Below are 22,343 nucleotides of genomic sequence, written 5' to 3'. Positions count from 1 at the left end.
GCTCCAGATAGGCCAGACAGGCATCCTCGGAGGAGAACCAATCCAGAAATTCACTCCAGGTGCGGGGGTAGTCTTGAATGAGGACTGGCATAATAACTGTATATTTAACCAGTATATCCAAACTCTGTGGAGCTAAGAGGATACCCCTTTTATTAATACAGTGAATACAGCGCAACAACCCGCCAAACCGGCCACCGCTACCCCTTCCCGGGCCGCGTGCCCGCCCTGCCGCCCGCAACCATCCGGTGGCTGGGGGCGGCGGGCCGAAGCTGCCGCACTTCCGTTTTTCAGCGCACCGGCCGCGCCCCAGCCTGCCGTGCAATCAGCCTTCCGGACTACAGCGCCAGGCCCTTCACAACGCGCACCATCGGGACAACGTGGCGACCCCCGCCACACAAGGAGCACGGCATGGGCATGATGAGTGACCCCCTGACCAACGACCTTTTCCCGCAGGCGCTGCTGACCGTCACGCTGCAGGGGCCCGGCGACCTGGAGGGCTTCCGGCGCGCCGCACGCGGCCTGTTGGCACAACAGATCCTGCCCGCGCAAGTCAGCTGGCACAGCACGGAGGTGCCGGCGCAGGACCCGCTGGCCACGCTGCCGGACAACCACGCTGCCGCCGGCGATGCCCCCGCGGTACCGGTGCCGCCCGAATTTGTGGCGCTGTGCGAAAGCGCCATCCTGCATGCCGACTCCCGGCGCTTTGGCCTGCTGTACCGCCTGCTGTGGCGCCTGGTGCATGAGCCCGGCCTGCGCCACGACCCGCTCGACGCCGGCCTGGTCGAGCTCCAGCACATGGCGCAGGCGGTGCGCGACGAGATGCACAGGATGAAAGCCTTTGTGCGTTTTCACAGCGTGCAGGACGAGCGCTTTCGCAACCACCCCGAGGGCGGCCCGCTGCATGTGGCGTGGGTCGAACCCGAACACCATACCGTCCCCGCCATGGCCGCATTTTTTGCGCGGCGTTTCGCGCAGATGCGCTGGGCCATCCTCACACCCGAGCGCAGCGCGCAGTGGGATGGCGCCCGCCTGCATTTCGGCCCGGGCGTCAGCCAGGCAGACGCGCCCCTGCCCGACGCTGGTGAAAAAAGCTGGCGCGGCTGCTACGAACGCACCTTCGAGCCGACGCGCCTGATGGGTCGGAGCCTGCAAAAGCCCATGCCGCGCAGGTCCCGGCGCAAGCTGCCGGAAACCGGACGGCTTCACCCGCTGGTCTCGGCCGCGCACCAGCGCAGCCACCACCTGAGCGCGCAGCCCGCGACACGCATGGCCAGACGCGTGGCGCAGCCCCGGGCCGCGCTGGCCGTCCCCGCGCAGCCGCAGGGCGCGCCGGCTCAGCTGTCCCTCGAAGAGCTGGGCCCCTCGCCGGACGCCTTGCAGCCACTGCTTCTTTGATGCTATTTATTTGATAGCTGACTGCGCACGCAACATATGGGCTGCAAGCCGATTTTTCTCAAAAATCCGGGTCAACGCCCCGGCGTGCCGGAGGCCGGCAGCGCCGGTGCAGAGGCGGGCGCCTGCGGCCCGGGCAGCGGCAACACCACGCTGCGGCCATCAGCCGGGGGCTGTTCGGCCGGCTGCACTGGCCGTGTGGTCGAGTCGCGCGGGTCCGGCGCCACGGGCGGCGCTGGCGGCAGGTTCCGGCGAAACTCCGGGTTGCGGTTGATGCTCGGGCCGGGCGCAGGCGGGTCTGCCGGGGGAGCCACCTGCGCGAGCGCCGCGCCGCCGGCCAGCCAGAGCGCCAACAACACCGAAGGGGGCACAAGCAGCTTTTTCATGGGGGCTCCTTCTCCATACGGCCGGGCAAGGGGTGGGTGCAGCACGAGTACCCGCTACCGAATCAGTTTAAGACTGCGGCGGCGGCTTCGCCATGACACAGCGCAAGCACATGCAGCAACTGTTGCAGGAGGTTTCATTCCCATACAACTGCACGCAGGCGCGCCCTGGGCCGCTGTTAAGATTCGTCCCTTTCAGACCCGTCTGAATCGACCGTTTTTTCTCTCCTTTCCGCGACGACGCGACGCCTATCCCCCATGACCGTTGCCATCCCGGCCAGCACCCTCGCCACCTTCGAAATCAAAAGCGCCAACCTGCCCCTGGTGGCGCTGCTCCTCAAGTCCTCGGACCTCAGCGCCCTGTCGCGCGAGATGGCGCTGCGCTTCGGCGATATCCCGGATTTTTTCGACAACGACCCGCTGGTCATCGACCTCTCGCAGCTGCCCGCTGACGCGGCCACGGTTGACTTTGCGGCGCTGATCGCGCTGCTGCGTCCCTACCGCGTCGCCCCCCTGGCGGTCCGCGGCGGCAACCCGGCGCAACTGGCCGCGGCCCTGGCGGCCGGGCTGGTCGCCGCCCCCGACGCACGTGTCGTCAGCGCCCCCGCCGCCACCCCGGCGCCACCCACGCGCAGCAAGGCGGCAGCACCGGTGGCGGAAACACACGCCGCACCGGCCCCCGGCGCACTGGTGATCGACAAGCCGCTGCGCTCCGGCCAGCAGGTGTACGCCCGCGGGCGCGACCTGGTCGTGCTGGCCATGGTCAACGCCGGCGCCGAAGTCATTGCCGACGGCCACATCCATGTCTATGCACCGCTGCGCGGCAAGGCCATGGCCGGTGCGCGCGGCAACACCGAAGCGCGCATTTTTGCGCTGAGCCTGGAGCCCGAACTGCTGTCGATTGCCGGCATCTACCGCACCAGCGAAAACCCGCTGCCCGAAGGCGTGTGGGGCCAGCCCACGCAGGTGCGCCTGGTGCCCGGCCCCGAGGGCGACAAGCTCGTCATGGATCTGATCAAAACATGAGGCCCCGCTTTTCAGGTTTGGCGGGACAGCCTCCTCTTCTCATTCTTTAAGGACTCTTTCGCATGGCAAAAATCATTGTGGTCACCTCCGGCAAGGGCGGCGTGGGCAAAACCACCACCAGCGCCAGCTTTGCAACCGGCCTGGCCCTGCGCGGACACAAAACCGCCGTCATCGACTTCGACGTCGGCCTGCGCAACCTCGACCTCATCATGGGTTGCGAGCGCCGCGTGGTGTACGACCTGATCAACGTCATCCAGGGCGAAGCCAACCTGCACCAGGCCCTGATCAAGGACAAGCAGTGCGACAACCTCTACGTGCTGGCCGCCTCGCAGACCCGCGACAAGGAAGCGCTGAGCAAGGAAGGCGTCGAGAAGGTGCTGAACGACCTGGCCGACATGGACTTCGAGTACATCGTCTGCGACTCGCCCGCCGGCATCGAGACCGGTGCCCTGATGGCCATGCATTTTGCCGACGAGGCGCTGGTGGTCACCAACCCCGAAGTGTCCTCGGTGCGCGACTCCGACCGCATCCTCGGCATGTTGTCTTCCAAGACCAAACGCGGCATGGCAGGGGGCGACCCGATCAAGGAGCACCTGCTGATCACGCGTTACAACCCCAGCCGCGTGGACCAGGGCCAGATGCTCTCGCTGGAAGACATCAAGGACATCCTGCGCATCAAGCTGATCGGCGTGATCCCCGAATCCGAGGCGGTGCTGCAGGCCTCCAACCAGGGCGTTCCCGCCGTGCACATGGAAGGCAGCGATGTGTCCGAAGCCTACAAGGACATGATTGCCCGCTTCCTGGGCGAAGACAAGCCGCTGCGTTTCATCGACGCACCCAAGGTCGGCTTCTTCAAACGCGTGTTTGGAGGGAAATAACCCGCCATGGCCTCTTTCCTCTCCTTCCTGCTCGGCGAAAAGAAAAAAACCGCCAGCGTCGCCAAAGAGCGGCTGCAGATCATCCTGGCGCACGAACGCTCGGGCCGCCACAGCCACGAGCCCGACTACCTGCCGGCGCTGCAGCGTGATTTGATCGCGGTGATCTCCAAATACATCAACATCAACCCGGCCGACATCAAGGTCAACCTGGAACGCCAGGACAACCTCGACGTGCTCGAAGTCAAGATCGAGCTGCCCGACGGCAAGTAGGCGCCCGGCCTACCGCCCGAGAAACGTCTTCACCACCGCCACCGTGCGCGCCGGGTCTTCCTCGTGCGGCACGTGGCCCAGCTCGTCGAACACCACCACCCGGCTTCCGGCGATGTCGCGCGCAAAACGCTGGCCGAACTCCAGCGGGATCAGGCGGCGCTGATCCAGCGCGCCCGCGCCTACTTCTTCGATAAGCTGCCGGCCAACCCGAAACACAAATACCTCGAGGTCCCGGGCGGCCATCTGGAGACGCCACGCCTGGCCAGCGAGGAAATCGTCAAGTGGATCAAGACCGTCGTGGCCCTCTGAGCCCGCCCGCCGCCCCGCCCCGGCGCGGGGCTATCATCGCGCCATGCTGATAGAGACTCTGGGCGCGGCGCGCGACATGGGGCGCCTCAACGACATCGCCGGTGTGCTGATCCGCCACGGCTTCGGCGACAGCGTGCGCCGGCTCGGCCTGGCCGACCGGCTCGAGCGCGCCGGCCACGCCCTCAAGTGGGAGCATGCCGCCGACCTGGCCCGCATCGAGCCGCCCGTGCAGGTGCGCTTGGCCCTGGAAGAGCTGGGCCCGGCCTTTGTCAAGCTCGGGCAGATCCTCGCCGGCCGCGCCGACCTGTTTGGCCCCGAGTGGATTGCCGAGTTTGAAAAACTCCACAACCACGTGCCTGCCGTGCCCTTTGAACTGCTGCGGCCACAGCTGCGCGAAGACCTGGGCGGCGAGCCCGAAGAGGTGTTTGCCCGCTTCGACACCGAGCCGGTGGCCGCCGCCTCCATCGCCCAGGTGCACCGCGCGCAGCTCAAGGACGGCACCGAGGTCGTCGTCAAGATACGCCGCCCCGGCATCACCGCGGTGATCGAGGCCGACCTGCGCCTGCTCGGCCGCCTGGCCGCGGTGGTGGAAGCGGAAATGCCCGCCCTCAAGCCCTACCGCCCGCAGCAGCTGGTGCGCGAGCTGGTCAAATCCCTGCGCCGCGAGCTGGACCTGGCCGGCGAATGCCGCCATGCCGAACGCATTGCCGCCAACATGGCGCCGCTGCCCTGGATCGTCATCCCGCGCGTGCACTGGGCGCACACCGGCGAACGCGTGAACGTGCAGGACTTCGTGGGCGGCATCCCCGGCGACCGGCTCGACCAGCTCACCCCCGAGGCCGGCTTCGACCGCACCCTGCTGGCCCAGCGCGGCGCGCGCGCCGTGCTCAAGATGATTGTGGAAGACGGCTTTTTCCACGCCGACCCGCACCCCGGCAACGTGTTTTACCTGCCCGGCAACGGCATCGCCTTCATCGACTTCGGCATGGTCGGGCGCCTGTCCGAGCGCCGGCGCGAAGAGCTGCTGCAGCTGCTGCTGGGCCTGGTCGAGCGGCAGGCGCAGGCCGTGGCCGACGTGCTGATGGACTGGACCGGCGACAGCCACGGCACCAACCTCGGGCAGCTCGAAACCGAGATCGAAGCCTTTGTCGACCAATACCACGGCACCCCCCTGGCCGAGCTCAGCCTGGGCCAGATGCTGGCCGACGTCACCACCCTGCTGCGCGAACACCACCTGGGCCTGCCGCCGGATCTGGCGCTGCTGATCAAGGCCTTCATCTCGCTCGAGGGCATGGGCCGCGGGCTGGACCCGGGCTTTCACATGGCCACCGAGGCCACGCCCATGCTGCGCCAGGTGCTGCGCGCCCGCTACCAGCCCGAGGTGCTGGCCAGCCGCGCCTGGAAAACCCTGCGCCGCACCCTGGCCGTGGCCGAACAGCTGCCGCACGACGTCTCGCGCCTGCTGCGCAACGCGCGCCGCGGCCATTTGAGCGTCGGCATCGAGCTGGCTCACCTCAAACGCGTGGGCGACCAGGTGGACCGCGCCGCCAACCGCCTGGCCATGGCGCTGATCATTGCCGCGCTCATCATCGGCTCGTCCATCGTCATGACGGTGCAGGGCGGCCCCACGCTGATGGGCCTGCCGCTGTTCGGTTTTCTCGGCTTCACCGGCGCCATGCTGGGCGGCCTGTGGCTGGTGCGCGCCATCTGGCGCAGCAGCCGCGGGCGCGACAGCGACGACGCGGACTGAGCAAAAAAAAAGCAGCATCCGCCTGTCGGCACATGCTGCTTGGGTTTGAAGGCCCATCGAGACCCGTGAATGCCCGTCAAAGCCCCTTAAGGCATTCGGACACTAAGGCATCAACACATTAACGGGCCGGGGCCTCACCCTGAACGGCAGCGCCGGCCTCGGCATCCGCTTTCACTTTGGCCTTGGCTTTGGCCTTGACCTGGCCACCAGCAGCCTTGGCCGCGCCGGCGCCACTTTTCACTTCCGCCTTGCCGGCCTGCGCCACGCGCTTGCCGCTGGACGTTGCGGCATCACCTGCGGCCTCCGCCGTATTGCGCACACCGCCCAGCACCTTGCCTGCGCCATCGGTGGCGCTGTTCGCGGTGCCCGAGGCGCTCATGCCGCCCCCGGCCTGCGCACCGGCAGCCGCCGCGCCGTCAGCGCCTGCAGGCGCCCGGTTGTCCTGCGCTGTCGCATTGCCATTGGCACCTGCGCGCACGCCGGCATCCAGGCCCACACCGGCATTGGCGGTACCGCCACCGGGCTGCACGGCCGTGTTCGCGCCAATGCCTGCACCCACGCCCACGCCAGCACCCAGCGCTGGGCCGGCGGCCACGGTCACGCCGGTGGCGCCGCGCACGGCGCCGTCCAGATTCACCAGACCGCCGGCCTGCGCTGAAACACCCCAGATCATGGCCGTAGTCAGCACCATCAGCGAAGGAACGGCCCGCAAAGCCCGTGGCCGGGCCGCGGGTGCCAGCGCTGGGGAAAGGTCAGATTGAAATTTGTTGAAACGGATCATTGAAGCTCCTGCTGTTGAAGAAGCGTTCATCTTCCAACGCCAGAATGTTCACTGAGTGTCGGCTTCGTTGGCTTTGTAAGGTGATGCGTCGCCACCACAGGGTGGTCACTTTAGCGAAAGTGATCGCTCACATGGCCCGCCATCTTCACCATGCGGAACGGCCCTGCCGGCCAGATGTAGCCGATGTCACCATTCAATACCCGCATTCTCGCCCGGCGCGGGTCGGGGCCATCGGCACAGGCCCTGCCGGCCCGCGCGCGCAGCACCCCCAATCGGCTAGCTCAGGCCAGATCAGCCCACCGGCCGGATGCCGATCAGCAAGCCGTGCGCCCAGAACGCTAACACCGCCCAGACAACCGCACCGACTGCCACCGTGATCGCCGTGCCGGCCGGGGTGCCCGCCGGGTACACGGTGTGCGCCGCGCGGTCGCGGGCCTGCGCCGCACGAAAGCTCAGCGCCGCCCACACCAGGAAGGCGCCGAACAGCACCACATGCGCCACATTGCCGTTGGCCAGCAAGTGGGCCAGCGCCCACACCTTGACCCCCAGCACCATGGGGTGATGCAGCCGCGCCTTGATCGCATTGCGCGGCACATAGGTGGCCGCCAGCAGGATGAAAGCCACCAGCGTCAGCAGCGAGGCCAGGTGCCGCATGCCTCTTGGCGGCAGCCACAGCTGCACCGGCTGCTGCCGCGCCAGGCCAAAGCCCCACACGATCAGCGCAAAACCGGCAATCGACAGCAGCGCATAAACGGCCTTCCAGGGCAGCTCACCAACGCGGCCTATCGTCGCCGTGCGCCAGCCGTCGGCCACGATGCGTATGGAATGCACGCCCAAAAAAAGCACCAGCCCCAGAATCAGTATCGCCACCACCATCTCCTTGAAGTATGGAAGCGATTATGAGCGCCCGCGGCGTCCGCCGCTACGCCGTTCGGGCTGAGCTGGTTGGCGCCGTTTTGCTATTTAATTCATAGCTTGTGACGCACGTGGATAAAGGGCTGTAGGCTGATTTGTCTTGTAAAAATCAGTGCTATTGAGATTTCCATAAACCATGACAGACAACTCACTACCGTTCGCCCTGAGCTCGGCCTGTCCTGAGCTTGTCGAAGGATCGAAGGGCTTCGACAGGCTCAGCCCGAACGGGGAAGTAGCATGAATTGCGAGATCATCAATAGATGGCCGCGGCGGCCTCGCGCACGCCCCAAAGCCAGGCCCGCGGGTCACGCCGCATAAACCACTTCACGCGCGCTGTTGATGCCTGCCAGCACGTACGGGTTGCGCACGCTGCGCGGCTCCACCAGGTCCACGCCGCGCCCAAGCAACTGCTCCAGCTCCGACTTGAGCGCAAAGTAGCCGTCGAGCCCGCGCTTGGCGCCGGGGGCAAATTCCACCAGAAAGTCCGCATCGCTGCGCAATGGATCGAAATCGGTGCCGCGCGCGGCCGATCCAAACACTTCCAGCCTCTGGATGTGCAGGCGCTGACAGATGCGCGCAATGTCCGCGCGCTTTTGCGTGATGAGGGGATGCATCGTGGCGCAATGGTACCCGCGAGGGTGGGATTGATCCAGCAAGGCAACCATCATCAGCCCGCTATCACAAACATAGCTGCTGACGCCCACCGATAAAGGGCTGGGCCCCGATTTGACGCCCGCGCCAGCCCCTGAACCCGGCTCAGTGCCCGGTGGTTTTCCCGCGCCGCGCCTGCGTCTGGTTGTCGCCGCCGATATGCGCCTCGCGGTCGCTGCGGCTGTCGGGCGTGCGCTTGCCCTGGTTCAGCTGGGTGGCATCCTTCTCGCCCATCTTGTTGGTGTCGTTCTCGACTTTGCCGGTGTGGCCGGTCTGTTTGTCACGCGGGTTCTGCTTGCTGCTGGACATGGTGCACTCCTCGGGATAAAGGGTGAAAACGGATGAAAAAGAGCCCAGCATCGGCGCCAACGCTGCCGGGACTCGACCCTCCGGACAAATTAGCATTTTTTTGCCAGGCGTCATTGTTGTATGTCAGACAAGGCCGCATGAAGTGCGCGACATGCCGGCGCGCGCAGCCAGCGTTACAGAGCGGCACATGAATGGCGCTTCTCCCGGCATTGCCTTGTGTAGACTACGCCCAGACTTCTCCCAACCCACAACCTGTTGCGCAGGCTGTGTTTCAACCGGACCCCCGATGCGCCTGAGAATCTTTCTGGTCGAAGACAGCCCCGTCATCCGCGCCAACCTGGCTGAGTCCCTGGAAGAACTGGTCGGCGCCCGCGTGGTGGGCGGTGCCAGCACCGAAGACGAGGCCCGCCAATGGCTGACCGACCACCCCACCGCCTGGGACCTGGCCGTGGTCGACCTGTTTTTGCTGCAGGGCAACGGCCTGAATGTGGTCAAAAGCTGCGGCAACCGCGACCTGCGGCAGAAAATCGTCGTGCTGACCGGTTACGCCACCCCGGCCATGCGCCAGCGCTGCCTGGCCGCAGGCGCCGACGCCGTGTTCGACAAAGCCACCGAGATCGACGAGTTCACCACCTACGCGATCAACGAGGTGGAACGGGTAGCCGGCGAAACACACTGGTGAATTGAACGCGCGGAAAACACAGCGCGCAGGGCAGATCTTCTTTCATCCCGCGCCGACCTGTCACCCCGGGTGCGCGGAAAATACCGGTTGACCCGCGACATTGCCGCTCGCTTCTCGCACAATCGGCGTATGCAGCTTCAAGACCTCAACACCCCCGCCGCGCTGGTCGACACCGCGCGCATGCAACGCAACATCGAACGCATGCAGCAGCGCATGAACTCGCTGGAGGTGGCATTTCGACCGCACGTCAAAACCACCAAATGCATAGACATTGCCCGGGCGCAGATCCAGGCCGGCGCACGCGGCATCACGGTGTCCACGCTCAAGGAAGCCGAGCAGTTTTTTGCCGCCGGGGTGACGGATATCCTGTATGCCGTGGGTATGGCGGCACCCAAGCTCAGGCAGGCGGCCGCACTCATTGGCCAGGGCTGCGCGCTCAAGATCATTGCCGACAGCGCAGCGTCTGCGTCCGCCATCGTTGCTTTTTCCCATCAACATGGCGTGCCGTTTGAAGTCTGGATCGAGGTCGACACCGACGGCCACCGCTCGGGCGTGCAGCCCCACAGCGACGACCTGATTGCCATCGGCACCCTGCTGCACCAGGGCGGCAGCACGCTGGGCGGGGTGATGACCCACGCGGGGGCCAGTTATGAGCTGAACACGCCCGAGGCCCTGCAAGCCATGGCCGAGCAGGAACGCAGCCTGTGTGTGCTGGCGGCAGAACGCCTGCGCGCCGCCGGCCTGCCCTGCCCCAACGTGAGCGTGGGCTCCACGCCCACGGCGCTGTCGGCCCGGCAGCTCAAGGGAGTGACCGAGGTGCGCGCCGGTGTGTATGTCTTTTTTGACCTCGTCATGGCCAACGTGGGCGTGTGCTCCCCCGACGACGTGGCCCTGAGCGTGCTCACCACCGTGATCGGCCACCAGCCCGACAAGGGCTGGGCCATTGTCGACGCCGGCTGGATGGCCATGAGCCGCGACCGCGGCACGCAAAAGCAGCAGCACGACTACGGTTATGGCCAGCTGTGCGACGTCAACGGCCAGCGCATCGATGGCTACACCCTCAGCGGCGCCAACCAGGAGCACGGCATCGTGAGCCGCACCGGCGAGGCCGACCCTGACATCGCCAGGCGCTTTCCCGTCGGCACCCAGCTGCGCGTGCTGCCCAACCATGCCTGCGCCACCGGCGCGCAGTTTCCCGAGTACCACGCCGTCACCGGGCAGACGCTGGGACCCACCTGGCCCCGCTTCTACGGTTGGTAGCATTCGCCATGACCATAAAGCGCATCAACCCCGGCACCCTGGCCCCGCCCGGCGGCCACTACAGCCATGCCGTGGTGGCCGCCGGCCTGGTCTTCATTTCAGGCCAGTTGCCCATCACCCCGTCGGGCGAAAAACTCAACCAGTCCAGCTTTGAAGACCAGGCCCGGCAGGTGCTGGCCAACGTGCAGGCGGCCCTGGAAGCAGCAGGCAGCAACGTGGCCCAGTTGGTGCAAGTGCGCGTGTATGTGACCGACATGGAGCAATGGCCGGTGTTCAACCGCATCTACCAGCCCTGGGCCGGCGCAGCGCCCCCGGCGCGGGCCGTGGTGCCCGTGCCCCTGCTGCACCATGGCTTTGCAATTGAAGTCGAAGCCGTGGCGGCGCTTCAGCCACTCTCAAAATAATAGCTGCCAGCGCACGTATTCATTGGGCTGGAGGCCAATTTTGCTTGCAAGCAGCAAGCCCTCAGCCCGCCGCCTCCGCAAAACACATGGCCTCGATCTTGTGGCCGTCCAGGTCGCGCACAAAGGCCGCGTAATAGGTCGGCGTGTAGTGCGGCCGCAAGCCGGGCGGCCCGTCACAGGGCGCGCCCAGTGCCAGCGCCTGCGCATGAAAGGCATCCACCTCCGCCGGCGCGTTGGCCAGGAAGCTGATGTGCGTGCCGTTGCCCGGCGCAGCGCGGCCACCATCGAGCGGCCGCCCAACCCAGAACTCCGGAAACGCCCGGCCATAAGCCACCGACTCGCCATGCTCCATCACGCTGCGGATCTGCAGCGTGCCCAGCACCGCGTCGTAAAACGCCCGGGCGCGCGGGTAGTCGTTGGTGCCTATGGAGATGTGGGAGAGGATGCTGGGGGGAAGGTCGGAAGGGCTGGTCATGGCGACTCTTGAAGTTGAAATCAAAGATTTTTGTGAGATTCCATTCTTAACGATCTTAGGAATTGTCGCGCCGCACTGCCGCGCCATCCGTCGACCTCTCAATAGCGTCGGCCTCAAGCAAATACAAATGATTCAGAAGTAAAAACTCACCTAGCGACTCCGCCGGTATATGCACCGACTCAAGGTGTGCGCGGGGGTTCCGATAAGCCATATAAGTCGCCGGAAACAATCCACCTCGACTACTTAGGTCGCCACCATCAGGCTTTGTCCAACCCAATAGAGCGTTAGCTCCAACGAACGCCTGAGAAAATAGTTTGGCACCATGATCGCTAAGACCTGTGCGCTTCCTAACAATGTCTTCAAGTCGGCGATAGCCACTAAGCAGACTTGCATCAGGCTGAGCCTCGAAGTTCAACGCCAAATCTCGGATTCGATGATCAATTAAGGCGAAGGGCATCCTCAATGGAAAGCGAGACCAGCCTGAAAGAGACTTACTCAGCACTCCTTGGTATGGGTAGATGTAATCGTGCCATCTCTGCGGTCGCACTGGTTTGGCAGAAAAAATCTCTTGCATGTCGCCATTAGTTAGAGACGAGTAATCCAGGCGTTCCAACATCTCGCGCGAGACTTCATATTCATCAAGTTCAAAGCCATGATGACTCAAAAGAAAAATTACCTCGGCAAAAGTCCTAGGGCCTTCTCCGGAATACCCGGAAGAGAAGCCCGACTTGATTGCAACATGTTGGTCAACTCCGTAGGTAAGCAACAAACAATGGCTGTCCTCATGAGTCAAAATTCGAATCGCCGAAATTTCGTCGCCGTGCTGCAAAAATCTTCTTACCGCATCAATGCAAGTAGACGATATACCAGCCATCCCGGCATATTCAATCCCAGCATTTTCTGAAGGGCCGGCCATCCGCTTTTCATGCAAGTAAAAGACAAATTTATAAAACAGATTTTTTAACACGTAGTACTAATCAAGGCATAAATTTCGAGCGCAGCAAGATGCTGTCGCGGTGATACTCAAGATAGCGCTTCTGCCCATTGGAGAAGTTGCCCACGTTCTGGCACTTATTTGGCGAGATCCCCATGCGAGCCAAGGACTCGATGTGAGCGACAGGTGAGATTAGTAGCTCACCGTTACCCTCAAATCCGATAAACCCACGATCAAACAGATGGTCCATTGTCGGCGTAAGAAGAAGGCCGTTCTCCCCGTCTAGCCGCTCTTCATTGGTTGCATCACGCCATGGCTTGCAATGACTCGCACGCAGATGCTCACCATTGGTCACGCCGGTTACGCGACAAGCCCGTTCTAAAGCCATTACGCGCTGCTTAAAAAGTCCTTGGCCTCGACGAGCCATAACTACCGCCTCGCGTTCCGTTTCCGGAATCTTTTGATCTCTTCGGACTTCAGCCATTTGATGTTCCTCCCACCGCAATTGCACGATGGACGAAATCGAAGGAATCGACTCACTGACGCGGTATCCCCTTACCAGGGCGTGCGCCTCCGCTCCCAACAAATCAACAATCGCAGCCGCAAGATTGTTAGGAAGATAAGTCAGATAAATACCTTGCATCCCAACACCATCAGGGCGCAACGGTGCATATAACTTAGGCAGCAGCGGTGACAACACTTCCATATATTCAGATGGACGAACCGGCGATCGCAGAATCGTGAAAGCTACGCCAACACGCCAACCGACTTTTTCCCAATACATCCCCGCCGAACCGAACTCATCGGGCTTGGGAGCTTCCTCTGCATGCGATGTGGCAATGCCGATCGCACGGATGAAAGTACCAGCAAAAGAGAAGATCAAATCTCCAGGTGCGACCTCCCGCATGAAATCGTAAAACGGATTTCGAGACTGATTCGATTTGCGTTTAGGAGACCAGAGATATCCGCCGTGCACTTCCTGGCGATAGGTTTGATTCTGATTGACCCACCAATATCGCAATTTTTACCTTGATAGTGGGTATCCGGCGACCGAAATCGTTAAGCTGAAAGACGTGAAAAAGTCTTCGCCGAGTACTGAATAGAAGAGTATTGCTATTCAATTTTCCGGAAGAAAAGAGCTTGCAACAAACCGATGAACGTAACAGCGCGCATTACTTATAGAGTTTGTCGGTCCCACCAATGTGTTCGACGGACTCTAGAATTGCTTCGTAAATTTCTGTCATCCTGCGTTGCCGTTTGACCTCGAGCGCGCGTGTCAGGTCAACTATCTGAGCGGATTTATTGCGCTGAACATCCTTCCGCTCTTCTTGAACAATCTGCAAGTCCAATTCAAGCTGCTTTTGGTCCATCGTCATTCCCCTTGGCGACCTCCGCCGAATTCACAAGATTCTTACTAACCAAAGACTTTACCACTAAGCCTTCCAACGCAGGTAGTGCTTCTAAGCTCTTTTCAAGTCGTGGTACACCATTTTTCGGTGAAATTTTTATCACACGACCATTTTCCTTACGTGAGTCAGGCGCCATGCGGAACAAAGATAGGTATTTGGTAGGTGCAACACCGTCATACGGAAGTATCCGCATCTTGCCGATTTCGGTCTCTCTTTCCGACACCGCATCATCGTGAAGTTTCGTCGCCAAACTTTTCTTATAAGGCTCAATGTAATAAACCTCTTTTATTCCGCTAGCGACAATGTGGCGGGCGCATGAATGGCAAGGATATGTGGTGACAAACAACATTCCCCCATGCACGCGACTACCACTGCTTTTTAGCGCGGTAAGAATGGCGTGCATTTCCGCATGGATGGATCGCGAGAATTCAATTAGACCTCGAAGCTTTTTGTCCTTGATAACTGTTGCGACTGCCGCATCCAGATCATTCACAGGAATGTATGGACTCAAAGACTGCACGATTTGCCGAGCCAATCCATCTTTCTCCTCGTCGTTAAAACATTTTCCACCGTCTTTGTTCCAACAGCGTAAATCTTTCTCTCCATTTGGATCGGTTTCATGATCAGTTTGATATAGCCCTCCAAATGGTCTCGGCACATCGTTCCAACCAGTAGAAAGAATTTCACCGTCAGAGTCGGTGATGGCCGCGCCGACTTGTCTTGACAAGCAGGCCGAATTACCTGCGGCCGATGCCGCCGCATACATCGCTGTCTCTGCCCTTGTCGGTGTAATTATCTTTGTACCCAGAATCAAATGCAAAAACCGCTCCACTCGACTTCTTAGTTGAGACTCAGAATTTGAAGCCATCCTAAGAAAAAAATCACACTGCGGAAAGGTCTTTGCGACTGTTTGCCCCTCTTCAAGTTCCTCACCAGAATCTCTATCCATCAACTTATAAATCTCAGCAACGTCCATGCCCTTATTTTTTAGATTCTGTTCTCTGGTCTCTACGGGGGCAAAGACTCCAACTACATATAGTACCTCTCTATAAACGGTACGTAGTAACGTCATCTCTTCCTGATTCTTAATGGAATCAATAATGTGACAAACACGCCTGGGTTCAAACTGACCGGTATCGCTATTGCGGCCATTTAACTCACGATCCAGACGTATCTCATTCACAGCAAGTTCGGCTAATACACTATTTCCAAACTCTTTACGCATTTCATTACCATGCGTAATTAACGCCTCAATGCGAGCTGCTGGTTTAACATTAGTGGGGTATATTGATTTTGGAAGTTTTGTGGCGTTATCGCTAATAAATTGGCTTAGCTTGATGACCTTGCATGTGTCATAGGCAAAAGTTTCCTCCAACATATCTTTGATCTTCTCAGCAACGGCGTGCATCGGTGATCCGATAGGTCCACATAGCGCGATTACCAATTCGTTCGTGTGTGTCGAAGAAATGAGATCTTTAATTTTCTTAGTCGAGAATAAATCGCTCTTTTCAGCGGCGTCGTTTGCCGCTTTTACCTTTTGTGCAGTGGCCATATCTCCCCCTGTTTTAGTTTTGTAAAGACCACGAATCTCATCGGGTGTTTTCGCTAAAGGCGATCTGAAAAATAGAGCGCCTTCTCTTGAAAACATTAGTCCTGCGTGAGCAACACGCACGCAAAAACTGAAGTGCTTAATCGCGTCATGCTGACGGTTTATAAACCGCCACACCCGTCTCGTCAATTCAATCGTTAACGGGTTGCCTGCTGGCATACCAATCCAACACTCCTGACCATCGTAGAACTCCTGGCCTTGAAAGCAGATACCCACCTCATGCGCGAAGATTTTCCTACTTTCATTCGAGCCAGTTCTCCGCTCCGAAAGGTATAAACTGTCTCAGCGAACCGTCCCGTGCCAACCCGTGCAGTCTTCCCCAGTCGCCTCAACGGCCAAAAGTCTGCCATGGGTTGATGACCTCAAGGCACGCGCCGTCGATCTGGGCTTTCTTACCGCCGCGCAATCGAGGCATTTCCCACGCACGCGTTCGGGTTCAATTAATTTCTGGCCTTACGCCGCTCCCTCACCGCCCCCGCCAACTGCTCCAGCACAGGCACCGTCTGCGCCATGCTGATGCAGGCATCGGTCACTGACACGCCAGGCCGTAGCGGCGTGCCGGACACGATGTCCTGCCGCCCTTCCTGCAGATGGCTTTCGATCATGAGGCCGGTGATGCGCTGGTCGCCCGCGGCCATCTGCTGGGCCACCTCGGCCGCCACGGTGATCTGGCGCTGGTGCTGCTTGCTGCTGTTGGCGTGCGACACGTCGATCATGACCTGCTCGCGCAGGCCGGCGCCTTTGAGCAGCGCGCAGGCGGCGTCCACGTCGGCTTTTGAATAGTTGGGTTGCTTGCCGCCGCGCAGGATCACGTGGCAGTCGTTGTTGCCGCGGGTTTCAAAAATGGCGGCCTGGCCCATCTTGGTCATGCCCATGAAGGCGTGTTGCGCCTGCGCCGCCTGGATGGCGTCGGTGGCGACCTTGATGCCGCCGTCGGTGCCGTTCTTGAAGCCGACCGGGCAGCTCAGGCCCGAGGCCAGCTGGCGGTGGCTGGGGCTTTCGGTGGTGCGCGCGCCAATGGCGCCCCAGCTCACCAGGTCGCTGATGAACTGCGGGCTCAGCAGGTCCAGAAACTCGGTGCCCACCGGCAGGCCCAGAGCCAGCACATCGAGCAGCAGGCGCCGCGCCATTTCCAGCCCTTCGTTGATGGCGAAGCTGCCGTCCATGTGCGGGTCATTAATGTAGCCTTTCCAGCCCACGGTGGTGCGCGGCTTCTCGAAGTACACGCGCATCACCACCAGCAGGTCGTCGGCCAGGGCATCGGCCTGCAGCTTGAGCTGGCGGGCATAGTCCATGGCCTGGTCATGGTCGTGAATGGAGCAGGGCCCCACCACGACGATCAGGCGGTCATCGGCACCATGCAGCACGCGCGAGATCGCCGCGCGGCTGCGCTCCACCAGGCTCAAGCTGGCTTCGGGCACCGGCAGCCACTCCTGCAGCAGGGCCGGCGTGATCAGCGGGCGCACCGCGCCTATGCGGGTGTCGTCAATGCGGGTGGTGTCGTGGGTGGACAGCGGCGTGGCGGGATGGGTGTGGGTGGTCATGGGGCAGATTATGAGTGTTTTATGGCTACAGCCCTTTGTGGACGGGCGTAAACAGCTACTCTTTTAATAGCGTTTTGGCGCCGCGTGCCACCCTGCGGTACCCTATGCTCCGCTTTTTGCCCCGTCAATCGAAAGTCTGGCGTTTGATTCACGGTGAAGAAAGCTACCGGCTCGGGCACGGTGCGCAGGCCACGAGCGTGGCGGCGCTGGCACGGCAGGGGCAAGGGGCGTGAAGCTGCGCCGCCGTCGCAAGTTCAGCCCGCGGCCAGCTCCCACGGGTTGATGACTTCCAGGCCCGCATAGTCAAAGTCCCTGGTGTTGCGGGTGACCAGCCGCAAGTCATGGTGCAGCGCCGTGGCCGCTAGGAGGCTGTCGATGGCGGGCACGGGACGGCCAGCTTGCGCGAGCAGTCGGCCCCAGTGGTCGGCCACGTCCGGGCCTATCGGCAAAATACGCACGCCAAACCAGTCACGCAAGTCGTGCTCCAGCCAAAGCCGCAGCTTTTCGCGGCGCTGGACGTCGGCCAGTTTCTCGACCCCCTTGCGAATTTCGCCAAGTGTCAGAGCGCTCAAAAACAAGGCTTCATCCGGCGTGTTCGCAAACCAGCGCAGCACAGCGGCGTCAGGTTTGGGGCGCACCAGTTCCGAAAGGACGTTGGTGTCAATCAGGTAGCTCACAGCACCATCTCGCGCGTCAAGCTGGTTTGCCGTTCCGTGTCCAGCTCCAACCCCACCCATGGCGAGCCGCGCATGAATCCGACAAACCCAGGCTTGGGGTGCGTCAGGCGTGTGTATTCCGCACGCGAAACCAGCACGGCCACGTCCTCGCCGCGTACCGTGATGCCCTGAGGCCCTTCGCTCAGTGCGAGCTTCACGACCTCACTGAATCTGCTTTTTGCTTCCTGCAATTGCCATGTTGACATAAGCCACTCCGATCTAGTCAGTCTAGTCAGATTATACGGCTGGCCATGTTTTGCGCTCTTCGGCTGTGCCAGTTTCAGCCGGTGCCAATGTTCTATCGGTGAGTAGTTTTCGACCCTAGCCCTTGACGGACGGGCGCCACCAGCTACTGATTTTGTAGCAGCCTGGAGCGCTGTTCGGGCCGGGTCACGCCTGCGCGCCGCCCGCGTACTTCGCCATCAACGCAGCAACGGCAGGTTTCGCGCAGCGCTGCAGGGTCATCAGCAAGGCGTGGTCGGGCCGGCCCACGCGGTGCCGGGTGCGAAGGTCGTGTTGGATCTGCCCCAGCAGCGATGCGGCCATTTCCGCATCGGCCAGCGCCCGGTGCGCACGGCCGGCGCGCGGCAGCTGGTGGTAGTCCACCAGCACGCCCAGCTTGTGGCTGGGGGCTTGGGGGTACAGCCGGCGCGCGACCAGCAGGGTGCAGGCAAAAGGCTGTGCCGCCGCCGCCCCGGCACGCGCCAGTTCGGCCTGCCAGAACTTGCGGTCAAACGCCGCGTTGTGCGCCACCATGGGCGCGTTGCCCACAAAGCGGCTGGCCTCGCGCATCACGCTGGCGGCCTCGGGCGCAGCGGCCACCATGGCGTTGCTGATGCCGGTCAGGCTGGTGATGAAGGCGGGAATGTGCACGCCTGCATTCATCAGGCTCTGGAAGCGGTCCACCACGCAGCCGTTTTCAAGCAGCACGATGGCCACCTCGGTGGCGCGGTCGCCCATGGCGGGCGACAGGCCGGTGGTTTCAAAGTCGATGACGGCGATGCAGCTCATGCCAGGTCACCGGGCAGCATGGCCCAGAGCGGGACCGCCTCGATGCCGTCGGCCAGCTTGTAGCGATGCAGCCCCGGGTACACCACATACAAGCTATCGAGCTTCAGGTCGTTCATGGCAATACGCATGCTGGGGGTCACTGCGTTCAATCGTGTATTCATGGTAACAAAAGACCATGAAATTCGAACATTTCATGGTGGATTTTCATGGCCTTTTCGCTGATAGAACCGCAGAACCTCACCCGGGCGGGACTCACGTTGCGTTGCGCGGCCTATCCCTTACACGTCGATGTCACACCGGGAATCTCAACGCAGCTGATACCTCAGCAGCTCCTGGCTTAATGCGTCCTCAAGCTGAGGGAGATCCTGTGTGACGGTGTTGAACAAGGTTTCATGTTCAACCTGCTCATAGCCGTGCGCCAGTATGTTGCGCAAGCCGATCACCTGTCGCCATGGCACATTGGGCATCTGCCCACAATGCGCCACGTCTATGCGGCTGGCAGCTTCACCGAGATTGATAAACAGTTTTTCCGTCGCCAGACAAAGCACCCGGTTCGCCAGAAACCTTTCGAGAGGCTGATCTGCAAGCAATCCGCGGATCTCCTGCACAAACTGCGGCATATCGGCCAGATGTGCCGGCGTGCGATCAATCGTCATTCAAAAACGGGTCGCAATTGCGGCTCAATTGCCATGCGCCGGTAGGCATTTCGGAGAATGGAAGGAAAAGCCAAGTCAATTTTTCGTCCGTCAAACGCTGCAGACAACTCGTCCTGCATGTCAACCAGGGCAAAGCCGCTGGGGGCCTCTCCCGGAATAAACTCCACCAGCAAATCCACATCGCTCTCAGGACGCTCCTGCCCCATTGCTGCTGACCCAAACATGCTCATCTTGCGGACGTGATAGCGCCTGCAGATCTCGGCGATCTGTGAGCGTTGGGCCGGTGCAATGTTCATGCTGCAAATTATGCGCTGAACACCTCAGACGTCAATATTCGCAGCCCGCAGCGCATTCGTCTCGATGAACTCGCGACGCGGCTCGACGTCGTCACCCATCAGCATGGTGAACACGTGATCGGCTTCGATCGCGTCGTCGATCTGCACACGCAGCAGGCGGCGCACGGTCGGGTCCATGGTGGTTTCCCACAGCTGGGCCGGGTTCATCTCGCCCAGGCCCTTGTAGCGCTGGCGTGCGGTGGCGCCTTCGGCCTGCGTGATCAGCCAGGCCATGGCCTCGCGGAAGGTCGCGACTTTTTCTTCCTTCTGGCGCTCGCCCTCGCCGCGCGTCACCCTGGCGCCCTGGCTCATCAGGCCCTTGAAGGTCACGGCAGCTTCGACCAGCGCGGCGTAGTCGGCGCCGTGCACGAAGTCCTGCGTCAGCACACTGCTCTTGACGTTGCCGTGGTGGCGGCGGCTGATGCGCAGGATCGGCTTGTCGTTGCGGCTGTCAAACTCGCCGGCCACTTCGGCCGTGGGCAACTGGGCCTGCAGCGCGGCGGCTGAACGCTCGGCGTCTTCCACCGTGTCCAGGTTCAGGGCCACGCCGTCGGCAATGGCTTTCAGCGCCTCGGCGTCCATGTAGCCACGCAGGCGGGCGATGACGGACTCGGCCAGCTGGTGCTTGCGCGCCAGTTCGGCCAGCGTGTCGCCGGTCAGCAGCGTGCCCTGGCCATTGGCGGGGTCGGCACCGGTCAACACAGCGGCGTCTTTCAGCGCGATCTTCAGCAGGAAGCTGTCGAGGGCCGGGCCGTCTTTCAGGTACTGCTCTTCCTTGCCCGACTTGACCTTGTACAGCGGTGGCTGCGCGATGTAGATGTGGCCGCGCTCGACGAGCTCGGGCATCTGGCGGTAAAAGAAGGTCAGCAGCAGGGTGCGGATGTGCGCGCCGTCCACGTCGGCGTCGGTCATGATGATGATGCGGTGGTAACGCAGCTTGGCGACATTGAAGTCGTCGTTGCCGGTGGTGCCACCGGCCTTGCCGATGCCGGTGCCCAGCGCGGTGATCAGCGTCAGGATCTCGTTGCTGGTCAGCAGCTTTTCATAACGCGCTTTTTCCACATTCAGGATCTTGCCGCGCAAGGGCAGGATCGCCTGGAACTTGCGGTCGCGGCCCTGCTTGGCGGAACCACCGGCAGAGTCACCCTCGACGATATAGATTTCGCACAGCGCCGGGTCTTTCTCCTGGCAGTCGGCCAGCTTGCCGGGCAAGCCCATGCCGTCAAGCACACCCTTGCGGCGTGTCATGTCGCGTGCCTTGCGCGCAGCTTCGCGGGCCCGCGCGGCCTCGATGATCTTGCCAACGATGATCTTGGCGTCGTTCGGGCGCTCCTGCAGGTAGTCGGTCAACAACTTGCTGACGATGTCTTCCACCGGGCCGCGCACCTCGGAGCTGACCAGCTTGTCCTTGGTCTGGCTGGAGAACTTGGGCTCGGGCACCTTGACACTGAGCACGCAGGTCAGGCCTTCACGCATATCGTCGCCGGTGACTTCAACCTTGGCCTTTTTGGCCAGCTCGCTGTCGTCGATGTATTTGTTGATCACCCGCGTCATCGCGGCGCGCAGGCCGGTCAGGTGCGTGCCGCCGTCGCGCTGCGGGATATTGTTGGTGAAACACAGCACCTGCTCGTTGTAGCCACTGTTCCACTGCATGGCCACCTCGACACCGATGTTGGTGTTCTGGTCGCTCTGGCGGTCGCCCATGGCGTGGAACACGTTGGGGTGCAGGACGGTCTTGCCCTTGTTGATGAAGTTGACGAAACCCGTCACGCCGCCGGCGCCGGCAAAGTCGTCTTCCTTGCCGCTGCGCTCATCTTTCAAGCGGATCTTCACGCCGTTGTTCAGAAAGCTCAGCTCGCGCAGGCGCTTGCTGAGAATCTCGTAATGGAAGTCGTTGTTCTGCTGGAAGATGTCGGTGTCGGGCAGAAAGTGCACCTCGGTGCCGCGTTTGTCGGTGTCGCCCAGCACCTGCATGGGGGAAACTTCCACACCGCCGACTTTCTCGACGATGCGGTTCTGCACAAAACCCTTGGAAAACTCCATCACGTGGACTTTGCCTTCGCGCCGAATCGTCAGGCGCAGCATCTTGGACAGTGCGTTCACGCAGCTCACACCCACGCCGTGCAGGCCGCCCGAGACCTTGTAGCTGTTTTGGTTGAACTTGCCGCCGGCATGCAGCTCGGTCAGCGCAATCTCGGCCGCCGAGCGTTTGGGCTCGTGTTTGTCGTCCATCTTGATGCCGGTCGGGATGCCCCGGCCGTTGTCGACCACGCTGATAGAGTTGTCCAGGTGGATGGTGACCATGATGTCGTCGCAATGGCCGGCCAGCGATTCATCGATGGAGTTGTCGACCACCTCGAACACCAGGTGGTGCAAACCGGTGCCGTCGGACGTGTCGCCGATGTACATGCCGGGCCGTTTGCGCACGGCCTCCAGGCCTTCCAGGATCTGGATCGAGCCCTCGCCATACCCTTCAGAGGCACCGGCCTGGTTGGAGTCGATCTTGGGCTGGAAATTGGAGCTTCCCTCGCCGCCTTCACCGGAATGAACGCCTTCCATTTCACGGCCCGTGTTGTCAGGAGCGGCTTCGTTGGCTTTGTTTTCTTCGGTCATAACTAACTTTTCTCAATCTCTTGAATGACCA

General features: G+C 61.7%; 26 protein-coding genes. 8 read left to right on the top strand and 18 right to left on the bottom strand.

Annotated elements, in window-relative coordinates:
- Nucleotides 1-414 precede the first annotated feature (414 nt).
- A complete protein-coding gene (locus B7G52_RS18960) occupies nucleotides 415-1,395 on the top strand; it encodes a TIGR03915 family putative DNA repair protein (protein WP_240523527.1) in 981 nt (326 codons plus the stop codon).
- A gap of 71 nt (nucleotides 1,396-1,466) precedes the next feature.
- Here the strand turns inward: B7G52_RS18960 and B7G52_RS18955 are convergent, their stop codons facing one another.
- Nucleotides 1,467-1,778: a hypothetical protein gene (locus B7G52_RS18955; protein ID WP_096699081.1), complete on the bottom strand. Its 312-nt coding sequence runs from the start codon at nucleotides 1,776-1,778 to the stop codon at nucleotides 1,467-1,469.
- 255 nt (nucleotides 1,779-2,033) lie between these two features.
- On the opposite strand from B7G52_RS18955, the gene minC reads away from it, so the two are divergent.
- From minC to minE, 3 genes are all read left to right on the top strand, one after another.
- The gene (gene minC, locus B7G52_RS18950; RefSeq protein ID WP_096699080.1) at nucleotides 2,034-2,801 is read left to right on the top strand and encodes a septum site-determining protein MinC; all 768 of its coding nucleotides are present in this window, start codon (nucleotides 2,034-2,036) and stop codon (nucleotides 2,799-2,801) included.
- Nucleotides 2,802-2,863: 62 nt separating this feature from the next.
- Complete coding sequence (gene minD / locus B7G52_RS18945; protein WP_096670851.1) at nucleotides 2,864-3,679, top strand: septum site-determining protein MinD; 816 nt, start codon at nucleotides 2,864-2,866, stop codon at nucleotides 3,677-3,679.
- Between the two features lie 6 nt (nucleotides 3,680-3,685).
- Entirely contained in the window at nucleotides 3,686-3,949 is a 264-nt protein-coding gene (gene minE, locus B7G52_RS18940; protein ID WP_096699079.1) for a cell division topological specificity factor MinE, read from the top strand.
- A 9-nt stretch (nucleotides 3,950-3,958) separates the two neighbouring features.
- Here minE and B7G52_RS23845 read toward each other — a convergent pair whose 3' ends face one another.
- The gene (locus B7G52_RS23845; RefSeq protein WP_205853088.1) at nucleotides 3,959-4,192 is read right to left on the bottom strand and encodes an alpha/beta fold hydrolase; all 234 of its coding nucleotides are present in this window, start codon (nucleotides 4,190-4,192) and stop codon (nucleotides 3,959-3,961) included.
- Nucleotides 4,193-4,301: 109 nt separating this feature from the next.
- Between B7G52_RS23845 and B7G52_RS18930 the strand changes: the two genes are divergently transcribed.
- Nucleotides 4,302-6,008 carry an AarF/ABC1/UbiB kinase family protein gene (locus tag B7G52_RS18930; protein WP_096699078.1) on the top strand — a complete coding sequence of 569 codons (1,707 nt, stop codon included), beginning with the start codon at nucleotides 4,302-4,304 and terminating at the stop codon, nucleotides 6,006-6,008.
- A 118-nt stretch (nucleotides 6,009-6,126) separates the two neighbouring features.
- On the opposite strand, the gene B7G52_RS18925 is transcribed toward B7G52_RS18930, so the two are convergent.
- The 4 genes from B7G52_RS18925 to B7G52_RS18910 form a co-directional block, all read right to left on the bottom strand.
- Complete coding sequence (locus B7G52_RS18925) at nucleotides 6,127-6,789, bottom strand: hypothetical protein (protein WP_096699077.1); 663 nt, start codon at nucleotides 6,787-6,789, stop codon at nucleotides 6,127-6,129.
- 291 nt (nucleotides 6,790-7,080) lie between these two features.
- Nucleotides 7,081-7,659: an NnrU family protein gene (locus B7G52_RS18920; protein WP_096699087.1), complete on the bottom strand. Its 579-nt coding sequence runs from the start codon at nucleotides 7,657-7,659 to the stop codon at nucleotides 7,081-7,083.
- 350 nt (nucleotides 7,660-8,009) lie between these two features.
- Nucleotides 8,010-8,318 carry a nucleotidyltransferase family protein gene (locus B7G52_RS18915; RefSeq protein ID WP_096699076.1) on the bottom strand — a complete coding sequence of 103 codons (309 nt, stop codon included), beginning with the start codon at nucleotides 8,316-8,318 and terminating at the stop codon, nucleotides 8,010-8,012.
- Between the two features lie 142 nt (nucleotides 8,319-8,460).
- Nucleotides 8,461-8,664 carry a hypothetical protein gene (locus tag B7G52_RS18910; protein WP_096699086.1) on the bottom strand — a complete coding sequence of 68 codons (204 nt, stop codon included), beginning with the start codon at nucleotides 8,662-8,664 and terminating at the stop codon, nucleotides 8,461-8,463.
- 286 nt (nucleotides 8,665-8,950) lie between these two features.
- On the opposite strand from B7G52_RS18910, the gene B7G52_RS18905 reads away from it, so the two are divergent.
- From B7G52_RS18905 to B7G52_RS18895, 3 genes are all read left to right on the top strand, one after another.
- Nucleotides 8,951-9,346, top strand: a complete 396-nt coding sequence (locus B7G52_RS18905; protein WP_096699075.1) for a response regulator transcription factor — start codon at nucleotides 8,951-8,953, stop codon at nucleotides 9,344-9,346.
- A gap of 129 nt (nucleotides 9,347-9,475) precedes the next feature.
- On the top strand, nucleotides 9,476-10,606 hold the full coding sequence (locus B7G52_RS18900) for a DSD1 family PLP-dependent enzyme (protein ID WP_096699084.1): 1,131 nt from the start codon (nucleotides 9,476-9,478) through the stop codon (nucleotides 10,604-10,606).
- A gap of 8 nt (nucleotides 10,607-10,614) precedes the next feature.
- Nucleotides 10,615-11,010, top strand: a complete 396-nt coding sequence (locus B7G52_RS18895) for a RidA family protein (protein ID WP_096699085.1) — start codon at nucleotides 10,615-10,617, stop codon at nucleotides 11,008-11,010.
- Nucleotides 11,011-11,071: 61 nt separating this feature from the next.
- On the opposite strand, the gene B7G52_RS18890 is transcribed toward B7G52_RS18895, so the two are convergent.
- The 12 genes from B7G52_RS18890 to gyrB form a co-directional block, all read right to left on the bottom strand.
- A complete protein-coding gene (locus B7G52_RS18890) occupies nucleotides 11,072-11,485 on the bottom strand; it encodes a VOC family protein (RefSeq protein ID WP_096699074.1) in 414 nt (137 codons plus the stop codon).
- Between the two features lie 55 nt (nucleotides 11,486-11,540).
- On the bottom strand, nucleotides 11,541-12,452 hold the full coding sequence (locus B7G52_RS23415) for a TIGR02391 family protein (protein WP_141397496.1): 912 nt from the start codon (nucleotides 12,450-12,452) through the stop codon (nucleotides 11,541-11,543).
- Between the two features lie 10 nt (nucleotides 12,453-12,462).
- The gene (locus B7G52_RS18885) at nucleotides 12,463-13,302 is read right to left on the bottom strand and encodes an HNH endonuclease (protein WP_240523526.1); all 840 of its coding nucleotides are present in this window, start codon (nucleotides 13,300-13,302) and stop codon (nucleotides 12,463-12,465) included.
- A 467-nt stretch (nucleotides 13,303-13,769) separates the two neighbouring features.
- A complete protein-coding gene (locus tag B7G52_RS18875; protein WP_240523525.1) occupies nucleotides 13,770-15,596 on the bottom strand; it encodes an anti-phage dCTP deaminase in 1,827 nt (608 codons plus the stop codon).
- A 281-nt stretch (nucleotides 15,597-15,877) separates the two neighbouring features.
- The gene (locus tag B7G52_RS18870; RefSeq protein WP_096699070.1) at nucleotides 15,878-16,981 is read right to left on the bottom strand and encodes a 3-deoxy-7-phosphoheptulonate synthase; all 1,104 of its coding nucleotides are present in this window, start codon (nucleotides 16,979-16,981) and stop codon (nucleotides 15,878-15,880) included.
- A 254-nt stretch (nucleotides 16,982-17,235) separates the two neighbouring features.
- Nucleotides 17,236-17,658 carry a type II toxin-antitoxin system VapC family toxin gene (locus B7G52_RS18865; protein WP_096699069.1) on the bottom strand — a complete coding sequence of 141 codons (423 nt, stop codon included), beginning with the start codon at nucleotides 17,656-17,658 and terminating at the stop codon, nucleotides 17,236-17,238.
- Nucleotides 17,655-17,903, bottom strand: coding sequence for a type II toxin-antitoxin system Phd/YefM family antitoxin (locus tag B7G52_RS18860; protein WP_096699068.1), 249 nt, complete (start codon nucleotides 17,901-17,903; stop codon nucleotides 17,655-17,657). The genes B7G52_RS18865 and B7G52_RS18860 overlap by 4 nt, the downstream gene beginning before the upstream one ends.
- Before the next feature lie 184 nt (nucleotides 17,904-18,087).
- Nucleotides 18,088-18,708, bottom strand: a complete 621-nt coding sequence (locus B7G52_RS18855) for a PolC-type DNA polymerase III (protein WP_096699067.1) — start codon at nucleotides 18,706-18,708, stop codon at nucleotides 18,088-18,090.
- Nucleotides 18,705-18,857: a hypothetical protein gene (locus B7G52_RS23680; RefSeq protein ID WP_170954810.1), complete on the bottom strand. Its 153-nt coding sequence runs from the start codon at nucleotides 18,855-18,857 to the stop codon at nucleotides 18,705-18,707. Before B7G52_RS23680 ends, B7G52_RS18855 begins: the two co-directional genes overlap by 4 nt.
- Nucleotides 18,858-19,013: 156 nt before the next feature.
- Nucleotides 19,014-19,364: a DUF86 domain-containing protein gene (locus B7G52_RS18850; RefSeq protein WP_096699066.1), complete on the bottom strand. Its 351-nt coding sequence runs from the start codon at nucleotides 19,362-19,364 to the stop codon at nucleotides 19,014-19,016.
- Entirely contained in the window at nucleotides 19,361-19,660 is a 300-nt protein-coding gene (locus B7G52_RS18845) for a nucleotidyltransferase family protein (protein WP_096670881.1), read from the bottom strand. The genes B7G52_RS18850 and B7G52_RS18845 overlap by 4 nt, the downstream gene beginning before the upstream one ends.
- A gap of 24 nt (nucleotides 19,661-19,684) precedes the next feature.
- Entirely contained in the window at nucleotides 19,685-22,312 is a 2,628-nt protein-coding gene (gene gyrB / locus B7G52_RS18840) for a DNA topoisomerase (ATP-hydrolyzing) subunit B (protein WP_371329041.1), read from the bottom strand.
- Nucleotides 22,313-22,343 lie beyond the last annotated feature (31 nt).

This window comes from Polaromonas sp. AER18D-145 (genome assembly GCF_002379095.1).
Classification (GTDB): Bacteria; Pseudomonadota; Gammaproteobacteria; order Burkholderiales; family Burkholderiaceae_C; genus Polaromonas.
This window is presented reverse-complemented; position numbering and strand designations above follow the sequence as displayed.

What these genes read in the sequence shown, in the direction of transcription:
- B7G52_RS18960 (WP_240523527.1), top strand. Translation starts at nt 415, where the DNA reads ATGATGAGTGACCCCCTGACCAACGACCTTTTCCCGCAGGCGCTGCTG.
- B7G52_RS18955 (WP_096699081.1), bottom strand. Translation starts at nt 1,778, where the DNA reads ATGAAAAAGCTGCTTGTGCCCCCTTCGGTGTTGTTGGCGCTCTGGCTG.
- minC (WP_096699080.1), top strand. Translation starts at nt 2,034, where the DNA reads ATGACCGTTGCCATCCCGGCCAGCACCCTCGCCACCTTCGAAATCAAA.
- minD (WP_096670851.1), top strand. Translation starts at nt 2,864, where the DNA reads ATGGCAAAAATCATTGTGGTCACCTCCGGCAAGGGCGGCGTGGGCAAA.
- minE (WP_096699079.1), top strand. Translation starts at nt 3,686, where the DNA reads ATGGCCTCTTTCCTCTCCTTCCTGCTCGGCGAAAAGAAAAAAACCGCC.
- B7G52_RS23845 (WP_205853088.1), bottom strand. Translation starts at nt 4,192, where the DNA reads ATGGCCGCCCGGGACCTCGAGGTATTTGTGTTTCGGGTTGGCCGGCAG.
- B7G52_RS18930 (WP_096699078.1), top strand. Translation starts at nt 4,302, where the DNA reads ATGCTGATAGAGACTCTGGGCGCGGCGCGCGACATGGGGCGCCTCAAC.
- B7G52_RS18925 (WP_096699077.1), bottom strand. Translation starts at nt 6,789, where the DNA reads ATGATCCGTTTCAACAAATTTCAATCTGACCTTTCCCCAGCGCTGGCA.
- B7G52_RS18915 (WP_096699076.1), bottom strand. Translation starts at nt 8,318, where the DNA reads ATGCATCCCCTCATCACGCAAAAGCGCGCGGACATTGCGCGCATCTGT.
- B7G52_RS18910 (WP_096699086.1), bottom strand. Translation starts at nt 8,664, where the DNA reads ATGTCCAGCAGCAAGCAGAACCCGCGTGACAAACAGACCGGCCACACC.
- B7G52_RS18905 (WP_096699075.1), top strand. Translation starts at nt 8,951, where the DNA reads ATGCGCCTGAGAATCTTTCTGGTCGAAGACAGCCCCGTCATCCGCGCC.
- B7G52_RS18900 (WP_096699084.1), top strand. Translation starts at nt 9,476, where the DNA reads ATGCAGCTTCAAGACCTCAACACCCCCGCCGCGCTGGTCGACACCGCG.
- B7G52_RS18895 (WP_096699085.1), top strand. Translation starts at nt 10,615, where the DNA reads ATGACCATAAAGCGCATCAACCCCGGCACCCTGGCCCCGCCCGGCGGC.
- B7G52_RS18890 (WP_096699074.1), bottom strand. Translation starts at nt 11,485, where the DNA reads ATGACCAGCCCTTCCGACCTTCCCCCCAGCATCCTCTCCCACATCTCC.
- B7G52_RS18875 (WP_240523525.1), bottom strand. Translation starts at nt 15,596, where the DNA reads ATGCCAGCAGGCAACCCGTTAACGATTGAATTGACGAGACGGGTGTGG.
- B7G52_RS18870 (WP_096699070.1), bottom strand. Translation starts at nt 16,981, where the DNA reads ATGACCACCCACACCCATCCCGCCACGCCGCTGTCCACCCACGACACC.
- B7G52_RS18860 (WP_096699068.1), bottom strand. Translation starts at nt 17,903, where the DNA reads ATGTCAACATGGCAATTGCAGGAAGCAAAAAGCAGATTCAGTGAGGTC.
- B7G52_RS18855 (WP_096699067.1), bottom strand. Translation starts at nt 18,708, where the DNA reads ATGAGCTGCATCGCCGTCATCGACTTTGAAACCACCGGCCTGTCGCCC.
- B7G52_RS18850 (WP_096699066.1), bottom strand. Translation starts at nt 19,364, where the DNA reads ATGACGATTGATCGCACGCCGGCACATCTGGCCGATATGCCGCAGTTT.
- B7G52_RS18845 (WP_096670881.1), bottom strand. Translation starts at nt 19,660, where the DNA reads ATGAACATTGCACCGGCCCAACGCTCACAGATCGCCGAGATCTGCAGG.
- gyrB (WP_371329041.1), bottom strand. Translation starts at nt 22,312, where the DNA reads ATGACCGAAGAAAACAAAGCCAACGAAGCCGCTCCTGACAACACGGGC.